Below are 12,416 nucleotides of genomic sequence, written 5' to 3' on the forward strand. Positions count from 1 at the left end.
ATGACGGCCACCCCGGTCCGGACCCCGCGCCGGCTCCGCCGTGGGACCCGGGCCGGGGAGATCGCCCGACGGGCGCTGGGCGCCGTCCTGCTCGCCCTCGTCGGCGTGGTGCTCACCGCCGCGCCGGCGTCGGCCCACGTGGTCCCCTCCAGCGTCCTGCAGCTGGACATCCGTGCCGACGTCGTGGACGGCGACCTGCTGCTGCCGGCCGCCGACCTGGCCACCGCCAGCGGGCTCACCCTCGTCGACGCCGACGGTGCGGGGGCGGCCCTCGACACCGCCAATGCCGACGCGGTGGCCGACTACCTCACGGACCACATCGCGGTCACCTCCGACGCCGGCGCGTGGACCGTGGACGTCGGTGACGTCACCGCCACGACCACCGAGCAGTACGGCACCGGCACCTTCCCCGCCGTCACCGCCGACCTGGTGCTCACCCCGCCCGCCGGGGCCGACGTGCACGCCTTCGACCTCGACTACGACGCCGTCGTGCACCAGGTCATCACCGCCGACGTCTACGTGATCCTGCGCAGCGACGACACCGGCGCCACCGACCCGGCCGACCTGCCCGCTTCCCTGGGCGCCGTGGCCGTGGACACCGTCACCGGCACCATCCCCACTCTGCACGTCGACCTGACCGGGAACTCCCCGACCAGCACCACCGCCGGATTCCTGGGCATGCTGAGCCTCGGGATCTCCCACATCGCCGAGGGCACCGACCACCAGCTGTTCCTGCTCACCCTGCTCCTGCCGGCACCCCTGCTCGCCTCGGCTGGCCGGTGGCGCGGCACCGTTCCCGGCCGTCGAGCGGTGCGCCGCATCACCACCACCACGGCGGCGTTCACCGTCGGTCACTCGGTCACCCTGGCCCTCGGTGCGCTCGGGCTGCCGGTTCCCGGGCAGGCCGTGGAGGCCGCGATCGCGGTCAGCATCCTGGTCGCCGCCGCGCACGCCGTTCGGCCCGTATTCCCCGGGCGGGAGCCGCTGGTCGCCGGCCTGTTCGGCTTGGTGCACGGGCTGGCCTTCGCCGGCACCCTCACCGAGCTGGACCTCTCCGGCGGTGACCTGGTGCGCAGCCTGTTCGGGTTCAACATCGGCATCGAGCTGATGCAGCTGGCCGTCGTCGCCCTGGTCCTGCCCCCGCTGGTCGTCCTGGCGCGCACGCCGTTCTACGGGCGGTTGCGGGTGGGTGCCGCGGTGCTGACCGGGATCGCGGCCGGCGGGTGGCTGCTCGACCGTCTCGGCGTGGCCACCCCGCTGGCCGGTGCCGCCGACCGGCTCGGACCGGTCTCGCCCTGGCTGGCGGGGATGCTGTGGGTGCTCGCCCTCGGCACCGTGCTGCACCGCGGCACCCCGCGCAGCCACGTAGCGTTCCTGGGATGGCGGGCGGGGCGGGTCGACGGTCTGGTGGTCCCCGTCGACCCCGGGGCGTCCGCTGGTCGCAGGTGACCGTGGTCGGGGCCACGGTGCTCGCGGCCGTCGCGGGCGGGCCGCCCGATGCCGGTGCCCCGCGGCCCTGGACGGTCGCCGTCGCGGCGCTGGTGGCCGGGGCCGCCCTGCTGCTGCTCCTGCGCCGCCGGCCGGTGCTGGGAGCACTCGTCGCCCAGGCGGTGTGCACCGGTGTCCAGCTCCTCGTCGGGGGGCCCACCGGTGTGGTGATCCTCGTGCTCGTCTCCCTGCTGGTGGTGGGTTTGCGCCGGCCACTGCCGGTGGCCATCGCGCTGCTGGGCCTGTGCTGCGGTGTCTACCTGGCCGGTGACGTCCTCACCGGCGGGTTCGACAGCCGGGTGCTGGCCCCGCTGGCGTTGATGGCGGCCGTGACCGCAGCCGGACTCGCGGTGGCCGGGCAACGGGCGCTCGTGCACGCCGCGATTGAACGGGCCGCAGCGGCCGAGCGGACCCGGGAGGACGAGGCGGAGCGTCGGGTTGCCGATGAGCGGCTGCGGATCGCCCGGGAGCTGCACGACGTCGTCGCCCACCACGTCGCAGTGATGGGCGTGCAGGCCGGAGCGGCCGACCAGCTCATGGACACTGACCCTGCGCAGGCGCGTGCCGCGCTGGCCCAGGTCCGCACCGCCGGACGCACGGCGCTGGGCGAGCTGGGTGCAGTCGTCGGCCTGCTGCGTAGCCGCCCGCACCCCCGTGAGGTGGATGCCGGGGATCTCGAGGACGACCTGGCGCCGGCCGCGGCCGGCCTCGACGGCCTACCCCAGCTGCTGGACGACGTCCGCACAGCCGGTCTCCGGCTCACCGTCGTCGGTGACCCGCGCGCGGCGGCGGACGCCCTCCGCGGGACCGTGGCGGACATCGCCGCCTACCGGATCGTCCAGGAGTCCTTGACCAACGCGATGCGTCACGGCACGGGGGATGCCGAGCTTACCCTCGGCGTGACCGGGGACCAGCTCACGGTGACCACGGTGAACCCGCTGGCCGGACCGGGAACGCCACCGCACCTGGCCGGGTCCGGCCACGGGCTGCTGGGCATGCGTGAGCGCGCAGTCCTCGCCGGCGCGGAGCTCACCACGGGCCCCACGGACGCCGGCACGTTCGCGGTACGCGCCGTGTTCGCCACCGGGTTCAGGGACTCCCGGTGAGCTCGCCGATCCGCGTGCTGCTCGCCGACGACCAGCCCCTCATCCGCTCCGGGGTCGCCGCCATGCTCAGCGCCGCCCCGGACATCGTCGTCGTCGCCCAGGCCGGGAACGGCGCCGAGGCCCTCCGTCTGGCTCAGCTCCACCACCCCGACGTCGTCCTGATGGACCTGCGCATGCCGGTCCTCGACGGACTCGCCGCCACGCGTGCCATCACCGCCCAACCGTCCCTGGACCGCATCCGCATCGTCGTGCTGACCACCTTCGAGGACGACCGCAACGTGCTGCTGGCCCTGCGGGCCGGGGCCAGCGGCTTCCTGGGCAAGGGCGCCGAACCCGCCGACCTGCTGGCCGCCGTGCGGGTGGTGGCCGCCGGTGATGCCCTGCTCTCGCCCCGGGCCACCCGTGCCCTCGTGGAGGACTACGTGCTGGCCGGGGACGGCGCCCCCGACGAGGCGGAGGTCGACGCCCGGGCGGCGTTCGGGCAGTTGACCGAGCGCGAGTTGGAGTTGGTCACGTGGGTGGCGGTGGGGTCGACCAACGCCGAGATCGCCCATGCCCTGGTCCTGTCGCCCCTGACCGTCAAGACCCACGTCAACCGCGCGATGGCCAAGGTCGGGGCGCGCGACCGCGCTCAACTGGTGGTGCTGGCCTACCGGACGGGCCTGGTGCACCCACGCTCCCGACGACCACCAGCTCCTACCTGAGCGACCGTGATCGGCAAGCCGTGCTGGGTCTGCACGAGGCGTCGGGACGGGCTGGGTACGACCAGGGCCGGAGATCAGGGGAGGTGGACGCCGACGCTGCGGTCGCGGGGGGCGCCTACCGCCACGGTCCACCCCGAGGACGGCGCCTCGTCGCACGTCGCGCCGAGGCACGGTGGTGTGGCACCGCGGACCTGCCACACCACGCCAGCCGGGTCGCTGCTGGCCACGCAGCACGTCCCCGCGCTCGACCGGAGCCGGTAGGAGGCGCCGACCACGATCGGCAGGTGTGCCGCGCACCCCATGATCGACGAGGGCTCGGCGGCAAGCACCGCACACCCGCTGGCAACCGAGACCGTGTCGAGCCGTCCCGGAGACCTCAGTAGGCACCTGGCCCGTCCACAGCGGACGCCCAGGACGTACGGGCACGTTGGACGGGATCGCCACGGTGGACAGCGGAGCCGAAACTCTCCGCGGTAGCGGATGGCACGTCCCAGTCGGAGCACGTGAACCATGTCCGTACTGCTTGCAGCTCGGAGCCGCAGTTCCCGGCACGACGACCTGTCGCGGGACAGAGCTGATCACATCAGCGCTATCGCGATCAAAGCGACACCGGACAGGACCAGCACGACACCTGACGAGACCAGCGCATGACGCTCAGCTGCGGAGGTTGTCTGAACCGCTGGCTCGGTCATGGTGCGGCCAACCGACAGCAATGCAACACCGACGATGATGGTGATCACCGCCCGGAGGTCGCAGTGATGCCGACGAAGGTGTCGGCCGGCTGCTCATCGGGGGTCCCCAGCACCCGCGGCCAACCGGCGGGGACGACGACGTCCTCCGGGCGTAGGTCCTTGACGTCGCGGTGGCCCAGCCCGAGGACGGCGGAGTCGATGCCCGAGCGGAGGATGTCCAGCACGTTCTCCACGCCGGCCTGGCCGTTGGCGGCGAGACCCCACAGGTAGGCGCGGCCGATCATCGCGGCCTTGGCCCCCAGCGCGAGGGCCTTGACGACGTCGGAGCCGCGGCGGATGCCGCCGTCGGTGACGATCTCGACCTCGTGTCCGACGGCCTTGGCGATCGCCGGCAGTGCCCGGATCGGGGCGGGGGTGCCGTCGAGGTTGTTGCCGCCGTGGTTGGACACCGAGATGGCGGTGCAGCCGGCGTCGACGGCGCGGTGGGCGTCGTCGACCCGCATGACGCCCTTGAGCATGAACGGCCCGCCCCACTGCTCGCGCAGCCACGCGACGTCGTCCCAGGTCGGCAGGGGGGTGCCCATCCACTCGCCGTACGCGCCGAAGAAGGTGGGGGCGTCGCCGCCGCCGGGCGGGGCCAGGTTGGGGGTCTTGAGGTCCGGGATCTTGCCGGTCTTGGCGAACGTGTAGAGCCACTGCGGCTTGAGGGCGACCTCTGGGGCGAACTTCACGGCGGTCTTCAGGTCGATCTTCTCGGGGATGGCCGGGGAGCCCCAGTCGCGGCCGTTGGAGAACGACCAGTCCAGCGTCATGATCAGCCCGACGCAGCCCGCAGCCCGGGCGCGCTCCATCCGCTGCACGAGCACGTCGCGCGAGCCGACCCAGTACATCTGGAAGAACGTCTGCGGGCTGGCCGCGGCCACCTCCTCCACGCTCTTGGACGCGAACGAGCTCAGGCCCATCGGGATGCCCCGGGCTGCGGTCGCGCGGGCGACGGCGACCTCGCCGTCGGGGTGCACCGCCTGCACCCCGGTCGGGGAGATCATCACCGGCATCGACAGCGGCTGGCCCATCACCGTGGTCGTCAGGTCGCGCTCGCCCTGCAGCCCGGCGACGTGCGGGGCAAAACCCAGCTCGGCGTAGGCGCGGGTGTTGTCCTCGACGGTCAGGCCGCGCTCGGAGCCGGCGATGAGTGCCCCGTACACCGACTTCGGCAGGCGGCGCTTGGCCCGCCGCTGCGCCTCGGCGACGGTCTCGAACCAGGTGTTGGCCATGCGGGTTTCTCCTCGGTGACAGGAAGCGGCCGTCGACGGGTGGCACTGAGTGCCACGCTTGGCCCGCAGTTGTAATGCCTGCCACAGTCGTCGGTCAAGATGGTCGGTCGAAGAAAGCGTGTTCGAACATCCGCGGACTAAGCGCGGACCCAGGACGCCATCGAGCCACCTGGGCTGCTGTTTCTCGACCACCCCGAGGGGTGTGTAAATCTTTCAGCCCTCTGAAAAGACTTACAGAGACGGTAAGGTCGGCGGCACCGGTCCACGGCTCCAACTCGGCAACAGGAGGCATCAGTCAGTGACTGACGGCCAAAGCCCACGCAAGCGTGCCCAGACTTCTCGGGCCGGCTCGAGGCGCGTGAACATTCAGGCTGTGGCCGACGGGGCGGGCGTCTCCATCGCCACCGTCTCGCGTGTCATGAGCGGCAAGGGAGGCGTCTCCGAACCGCTGGCTGAACGAGTGAGGCGGGCAGCGGCCGAGCTGGGCTACCGCCCCAGCTTCGCAGCACAGAGTCTCGCCACCGGGGCGACCCGCATGGTGGGGATGGTCGTACCCAACCTGGCCAACCCGTACTTCTACGACGTCATCAAGGACGTCAACGTCGCCGCGGTGGCCGACGGGTACCAGCTGGCGGTTGCCGACGCCAACGAAGACCCGCGAGCCGAGACCGAGCTGAGCGAGAGTTTCCTGCACAAGCTGGACGGCCTCCTGCTCATGTCACCGCGCATGGACGTTCCAGCGCTGAGGGCCATCGCGCAGGCCACCGACCACCTGGTGCTGCTGAACCGGGTCGTGCCAGAGGTCGGCATACCCACCATCGCCATCGACTCCATGTCGGGGATGCTCGAACTCTGCGGACACCTGCACGCCCTGGGCCATCGACGAGCGGTCTACCTGGGCGGACCGGAGCACTCGTGGTCGAACACCGAACGGCTGCGAGGCATACGGCAAGCGGGATCCTTCGGGCTCGACGTGGCCGAGGTCAGCGCTGGGGGAACGATCGCAGCGGGCTACGACGGCGCGGAGAAGGCCTGGTCCACCCGACCGACCGCGATCATCTGCCACAACGACCTGGTGGCGTTCGGTGCCCTCACGCGGTTGCAGGAGCTGGGTGTTCGGGTGCCCGAGGACGTCTCGTTGACGGGGTTCGACGACATCCCCTTCGCCAGCTACGGGTCGCCAGCGCTGACCACCGTCGCCGGCCAGTCCGGTGTGGGCGCGGCGGCGTGGGGCTTGATGAAGCGTCTGTTGGCAGGGCATCCGCAGAACGAGATCAGCCTGGTCCCGGCCCATGTCGTCGTCCGGGGGTCCAGTGCCGCCCCGAGAGCAGAGCTGGTCGCGGCTGAGTAACGCTTTCACCCGCCAGTAGACCGATCCGGTGCCCGCTGCAAGACCGTAAACCCCAGGTCCGTACGGACTTGCGCGACCTCCCTCTGATGCCTTGACATGTGAACTGGCCCACTGTTAGAAAACGCTTACCGATGCCGCAGGGGTGTTGGAGGCGCGCGACGTGTCCTGGCGTCGCGACACAGACAGGTGGGATCGATGAGAGGTTCAGCGATGAGCGGGCTGGGGCGCCGCTTCGCGGCCCTGGCCGTCGCAGCGGTAGCGACCATGTCGCTGGGGGCGTGCTCGAGCACCAACTCCGGCGGCGGAACGGCCTCGGGGCAGGTCAGCGACGACGACATGATCATGGTGTCGGCGGTCCGCTCCCTGACCAACCCCTACGAAGCCGCGTGGGTCGAGGGCAGCCAGGCCTACGCCGACTCCCTCGGGATCGATCTGCAGACCATCGTCTACAACGGCGATTCGCAATCGGCACTCAGCCAGCTGCAGTCGGTGCTCGCCGGTGGCAAGACGGTGCTCCTGAACATCAACCCCAACACCACCGCCGACACCCCGGCCATCGTCAACGCGGTGCGTGCGGCCGGCGGATACGTCGTCACCCAGTGGAGCAAGCCCGAGGACATCAACCCCTGGGACGTCGGCGACAACTGGGTCGCGTACGTGACCTACAACGGTCAGGAGGAGGGCTACGACACCACCCAGACCCTCATCGACTCCATGGGCGGTAGCGGTGGCGTGATCGCTCTGCAGGGTCTGCTCGCCAACGACATCAGCCAGTCCCGCTTCGCCGGGTTCGAGCAGGCGCTCGGCGAGCAGAGCGGTGTGACCCTGCTGGACCAGCAGCCTGCCGACTTCGACCGCAACAAGGCCTACACGACCACCCAGACCCTGCTGAACCAGTACGGGGACCAGGTGACCGGCATCTGGGCAGCTACGGACTCGATGGCACTCGGCGCACTCCAGGCGGTCACCGAGGCCGGTCGTGCCGGCCAGGTCAAGATCGCGTCCGCTGCGGACGCCACGCCGGAGGGCCTGCAGGCCATCCAGGACGGGAACATGGTCGCCACCTACACCACGGACCCCTACTACAACGGGGCCATGGGCTTGGCGCTGTGCTACCAGGCCGCGACCGGCGCCCTCGACGTGGGATCGCTGCCGCACGAGGACCGTGCCTTCTACGTCTCCCAGACCCTCATCACAGCAGACAACGTCGCCGACTACGCCACCCCGCCGACCGCGGAGCAGATCGTCGACTCGGTCCAGGATCCGCTCGGCCGCAACGACGGCGCCCTGAGCTGATCTGACCTGCCGGTCCCGTCCCCGGACCGTTGCGTCCGGGGACGGGACCACCACCACCGTTCACCCACAGCTGGACACGAAGGAGCGCCGATGTCGGCGACACCGGTACACGACGTGGCGACGCTCGAGCAGCAGTCGACCGTCAGCCGTCCCAAGAACAACCGCAGGTTGTTGCTCTCCGCAGGACCCGCCGTCGCGCTCGTTGTCCTGGCGGTCGCCTTCGCCGTTCTCACCCCGGGGTTCGCCACGGTCAACAACGCGCGGGCGATCGTCGAGCAGGCGTCGATCCCGCTCGTCCTCGCCATGGGGTCCACGCTCGTGGTCCTGCTGGGAAGCGTCGACCTCTCCGTCGAGGGCGTGATGGCTGCCTGCGGCCTCACCTTCGTGTTGCTGGCCAGCAACAACCGCAACGACAACGACCTCGGCTGGCTGGCCTTCGTGATCGCCATCGGAGTGGGTGCCGTGTTCGGGGTGGTCAACGGGCTCATCCACACCCGCATACGGGTGCCGTCCTTCATGGTGACCCTCGGTACCTGGTTCATCGGTCTGGGCATGGCCACGGTGCTGTTCGGCACCACCACGCCTCAGCTGCAGGACCAGACATTCCGGGCATGGGCCGGTGGGCGATGGCTCGGGGTTCCGGTCGTCATCGTGTTCGCAGCCCTGGTCACCGTCGGCGCCTTCGTGGTGTGCCGGTACAGCAAGCTCGGTCGGTACACCTACGCCATCGGCGGGGACGAGGCGGTCAGCCGGGTGGCAGGCATCCCCGTCAACCGCTTCAAGGTCATCGTCTTCTGCCTGGCCGGCGCCCTGTCCGGGCTCGGGGGCGTGCTCGCGACCATTCGCCTGGGCGTCGGGGACGTCTCGGTCGGGTCAGGTCAACTCTTCCTGACCTTGTCCGCCGTCGTCCTGGGAGGGACCTTGCTGTCCGGCGGTCGCGGAGGCCCGCTGCACACACTGGTCGGGGTGCTGATCCTGGTCGTGCTGGGCAACGGACTGCTGCTGTCCGGCGCGAATCCCTACGTCCAACAAGCCGCCCAGGGCCTGGTCATCGTGATCGCCGTCATCGCCACCGGCTGGCCGGTGCGCGACCGTCTGCGGGTCGTCAAGTGACCGCCCCGCTGCTCGAGCTGCGCAACGTGACGAAGCGGTTCGGCGCCACGACAGCCCTCGACGACGTCAGCATCACCGTCCACCAGCACGAGGTAGTGGGCCTCATCGGCGAGAACGGTGCCGGCAAGTCGACCCTGCTCAAGATGCTCGCCGGACTGCACCGACCCGACGGGGGGCAAGTACTCCTCAGCGGCGACCCGGTCGACCTGGGCAGCCCGGCACGTGCGGCCCGCCTGGGCATCGGCGTCGTCCACCAGGAGCAATCGCTCCTTCCCAACCTCCGGGTAGCCGAGAACCTCCTCCTCGGGCACGAAGGCGACGCGCTGCGCGCCGGTTTCTTCCGGCGCAAGCGTCTCGAAGCAGCTGCCGCCGAGGCGTTGGCCACCGTGGAGTCCAAGGTGTCGCCTGCATCGCTCACGGAGGACTTGACCTTCGCCGAGCGCCAGATGGTCGAGGTTGCCCGGGCTGTCGCGAGTCGACGCCCTGGACGACCACCTCTCGTGGTGCTCGACGAGCCCACCTCGGTGCTCGAGGCAGAGGACGTGGCCGTGCTCAAGCGTCAGGTCATGGCTCTGCGGGAAGTCGGCTCGGTGATCTTCGTGTCCCACCGGCTCGACGAGGTGCTCGACTTCTCCGACCGTGTCTACGTGCTGCGGGACGGCAAGGTCGTCGGCGAGCGGACGAGCCAGGACGCCACGGAAGCCGATCTGTTCCGGATGATGATCGGTCGGGACTCGAGCGCCGGCTTCTACGACGAGGGCCGCCAGCGGCCGGCTGATCCGGACGCCGTCCCCGTGCTCTCGGTCAAGGATCTGAGTCGGAGGGGCCAGTACAGCGGGGTGTCCTTCGACATCCGTCCAGGTGAGGTCCTGGGACTCGTCGGGGTGATCGGTTCCGGGCGTGAGCAGGTGTCGCGGGCCATCTTCGGGGCCGAACCCCACGACGAAGGCTCGATCGTCCTGGACGGGCAGCCCCTGCGCCTTCGCACCCCTGCCGCGGCGGTTCGTTCAGGCATCGCGTACGTGCCGGCCGAGCGGCGTGTCGAGGGCATGGTCGGGGGAGCGACGGTCGCCGAGAACATCGCTCTCGTGCACCCGGGCAGGGGTCCGGTCGTCTTGCCCGCGCGTCGTCGGGTCGTCGCGCAGGAGTGGGCCGAGCGGTTGGACATCCGCCCCCGTGACACCGCGGCAGACATGGCCAGGCTGTCGGGCGGGAACCAGCAGAAGGCGGCGTTGGCTCGGTGGGTGCTTGCCGATGACCTGCGGCTGTTGATCCTGGATCACCCCACCCGTGGCCTGGACATCGGCGCCAAGGAGGACCTCTACAAGCTGTTCCGAGACCTCTGCGAGCGCGGAATCGGCATCTTGCTGCTGGCCGACACCCTCGACGAGGCCATCGGCATGAGCCACTCGGTGATCGTCATGAAGGACGGGCAGGTCACCGCGCGGTTCGAGAACACCGCAGTCGACGGCAAACCCCAGCCCATCCAACTCCTCGAGAAGATGATGTGAGCACCGTGGCCACCACCTCCACCCCCACACGCGAGCCCATCAGCTCGTCGAAGCCCGCGACGCCGAGGACGGCTCGACCGTGGCGGCAGTTGCTCCCCCTGGGCATCCTCGTCGCGCTCGTGCTCGCGGTCTCCCTAGCTGAACCCGCCTTCCTGCGGACCAACAGCCTGACCGTCGTCGCCAACCAGGCCATTCCCATCCTGCTGCTCGGACTGGGGCAGATGTTCGTGGTCCTCGTCGGTGGGATCGACCTGTCGTCAGCCGCGCTGGCCTCGCTGACCACGGTGCTCGTCGCCACATGGCTCCCCGGCATGGGTGGCGCGGCCCTGGTGCTGACCTTGGTCGCACTGACCGTGGTCGGGCTCATCACCGGCGCCCTGGTGGCCTGGGGACAGGTGCCGTCCTTCGTCATCTCGTTGGGTGCCCTGGGCTTCTGGGGTGCTGTCTCGCTGGTCGTCTCCGGTTCCACGACGATCTACGTCAGCCAGGGGTACGGGAGCATCAGTTGGCTGACCAACATGGGTATCGCCGGGGTCTCCTCGGCGATCATCCTGTCCGTCGCGCTGGTCGCCGTCATCTGGGCGGTCATGCGCTACACCCCTCGCGGCAACGTCTTCCACGTCGTGGGGCTGAACGAACGTGCCGCGCTGATGGCGGGCGTCCGAGCACGCTGGGTCAAGACCGCAGCGTTCGGGCTCTCCGGGCTGTTCGCCGGCCTGGCAGGGATCGTGCTCACCGCCCAACAGCAGAGCGGAGCACCACAGCTCGGGGACGCTCTCCTCCTCCCCGCCATCGCGGCCGCCGTGGTCGGCGGGTGCGCGATCACCGGGGGGATCGGTGGCCCGTGGCGCGTGCTGGTCGGGGCGCTGGTCGTGACGGTGCTGCGAGTAGGGGGCGCCGTGGCCGGTATCGACCCCAACTACCAACAGATCATCTACGGGGCCGTGGTCATCCTGGCTGTCGCGCTGACCATCGACCGGACGAGGTTGTCGATCATCAAGTAGGTCTCGGTCCGGTACGCCACGGCCCCCGATCCCGTCGTCGACGGGATCGGGGCCGCGCCGACTCACAGCTGGCGCAAGGCGGGGACGAGCTGCGCGAGGACGTCCTGGGCGTCCATGGCCCACACCTCGTCGCTGAGGACCTCGACCTCCACCGCTCCCCGGTACTCGGTCGAGGACCGCACGTCGGCCAGGAACCCGGGCAGGTCGATGCATCCCTGACCGGGCAACCCACGGCTGGAGAGCTCGCCGTGGATGGGTCCCGTCCAGTCGGAGACCTGGACGGAGAGCACCCGGTCGGCGGCTCTTCCCAGCTCGTCGTGGAGCGCCGCGTCCCACCAGAGGTGGTAGGCGTCCACGGCCAGACCGAGGGCCGCGGAGCCGATGGAGTCCAGCAGGTCGTTGGCTTCACGCACCGAGGTGATGACCGAACGCGAGGCCGCCATCATCGGGTGCATGGGCTCGACGGCCAGGTCGACGCCGGCGGACTCCGCCTGGACGGCCAGGTCGGCGAGCCCTTCGGAGACCATCTGCCGCGAGCCCTGGAGGTCTCGGCCCTGGATGCCGCCGACCACGACGACCAGGCACGCTGCGCCCAGGCTGACCGCCTCGTCCAATGCCCGAGTGTTGTCCTCCCTGACGGCGCGTCGACTGCGTGCGTCGACGGCGGTGGTGAACATCCCCGCGCGGCAGATGCTGCTCACCGCCAGGTCATGCATGCCCACGAGACGGGCAGCTGCATGGACACCGACGTCGTCGTAGGTGTCCCTCCACAGGCCCACCGCACCGAAGCCCGCTGCTGCTGCTGCAGCCAGCAACCGGGGGAGCGGCAGCGACCGCAGAGTGATGGAGTTCAGGCTGCACGTGTCCAGCTCCACCG

General features: G+C 70.4%; 11 protein-coding genes. 8 read left to right on the top strand and 3 right to left on the bottom strand.

The features are described from left to right. Genes BLS67_RS24695 through BLS67_RS05635 form a run of 3 tightly spaced genes read left to right on the top strand, consistent with a single transcriptional unit; the run spans position 1 to position 3,298 of the window. Positions 1-1,449 carry a HupE/UreJ family protein gene (locus tag BLS67_RS24695; protein WP_091241209.1) on the top strand — a complete coding sequence of 483 codons (1,449 nt, stop codon included), beginning with the start codon at positions 1-3 and terminating at the stop codon, positions 1,447-1,449. Continuing rightward, complete coding sequence (locus BLS67_RS05630) at positions 1,446-2,594, top strand: sensor histidine kinase (RefSeq protein ID WP_165617488.1); 1,149 nt, start codon at positions 1,446-1,448, stop codon at positions 2,592-2,594. The genes BLS67_RS24695 and BLS67_RS05630 overlap by 4 nt, the downstream gene beginning before the upstream one ends. Then, on the top strand, positions 2,591-3,298 hold the full coding sequence (locus tag BLS67_RS05635; protein ID WP_207500333.1) for a response regulator: 708 nt from the start codon (positions 2,591-2,593) through the stop codon (positions 3,296-3,298). Before BLS67_RS05630 ends, BLS67_RS05635 begins: the two co-directional genes overlap by 4 nt. Positions 3,299-3,876: 578 nt before the next feature. On the opposite strand, the gene BLS67_RS23695 is transcribed toward BLS67_RS05635, so the two are convergent. Together BLS67_RS23695 and mftD are read right to left on the bottom strand one after the other, a co-directional pair. Beyond that, the gene (locus tag BLS67_RS23695) at positions 3,877-4,038 is read right to left on the bottom strand and encodes a hypothetical protein (protein WP_165617489.1); all 162 of its coding nucleotides are present in this window, start codon (positions 4,036-4,038) and stop codon (positions 3,877-3,879) included. Further along, positions 4,035-5,264 (bottom strand): pre-mycofactocin synthase MftD, encoded by a 1,230-nt coding sequence (gene mftD, locus BLS67_RS05645; RefSeq protein WP_091241213.1) that lies wholly within the window; start codon positions 5,262-5,264, stop codon positions 4,035-4,037. The genes BLS67_RS23695 and mftD overlap by 4 nt, the downstream gene beginning before the upstream one ends. A gap of 373 nt (positions 5,265-5,637) precedes the next feature. On the opposite strand from mftD, the gene BLS67_RS05650 reads away from it, so the two are divergent. The 5 genes from BLS67_RS05650 (at position 5,638) to BLS67_RS05670 (ending at position 11,539) form a co-directional block, all read left to right on the top strand. Next, entirely contained in the window at positions 5,638-6,615 is a 978-nt protein-coding gene (locus BLS67_RS05650) for a LacI family DNA-binding transcriptional regulator (RefSeq protein WP_131801678.1), read from the top strand. 210 nt (positions 6,616-6,825) lie between these two features. Continuing rightward, positions 6,826-7,911, top strand: coding sequence for a sugar ABC transporter substrate-binding protein (locus tag BLS67_RS05655; protein WP_207500334.1), 1,086 nt, complete (start codon positions 6,826-6,828; stop codon positions 7,909-7,911). 90 nt (positions 7,912-8,001) lie between these two features. Continuing rightward, complete coding sequence (locus tag BLS67_RS05660) at positions 8,002-9,024, top strand: ABC transporter permease (protein ID WP_091241219.1); 1,023 nt, start codon at positions 8,002-8,004, stop codon at positions 9,022-9,024. After that, the gene (locus BLS67_RS05665) at positions 9,021-10,535 is read left to right on the top strand and encodes a sugar ABC transporter ATP-binding protein (protein ID WP_091241224.1); all 1,515 of its coding nucleotides are present in this window, start codon (positions 9,021-9,023) and stop codon (positions 10,533-10,535) included. The genes BLS67_RS05660 and BLS67_RS05665 overlap by 4 nt, the downstream gene beginning before the upstream one ends. Further along, the gene (locus BLS67_RS05670; RefSeq protein WP_091241227.1) at positions 10,532-11,539 is read left to right on the top strand and encodes an ABC transporter permease; all 1,008 of its coding nucleotides are present in this window, start codon (positions 10,532-10,534) and stop codon (positions 11,537-11,539) included. The genes BLS67_RS05665 and BLS67_RS05670 overlap by 4 nt, the downstream gene beginning before the upstream one ends. A 62-nt stretch (positions 11,540-11,601) precedes the next feature. On the opposite strand, the gene BLS67_RS05675 is transcribed toward BLS67_RS05670, so the two are convergent. Then, a complete protein-coding gene (locus BLS67_RS05675; protein ID WP_091241233.1) occupies positions 11,602-12,414 on the bottom strand; it encodes a sugar phosphate isomerase/epimerase family protein in 813 nt (270 codons plus the stop codon). Positions 12,415-12,416: the final 2 nt, after the last annotated feature.

This window comes from Klenkia soli, assembly GCF_900103975.1.
GTDB classification, from domain to species: domain Bacteria; phylum Actinomycetota; class Actinomycetes; order Mycobacteriales; family Geodermatophilaceae; genus Klenkia; species Klenkia soli.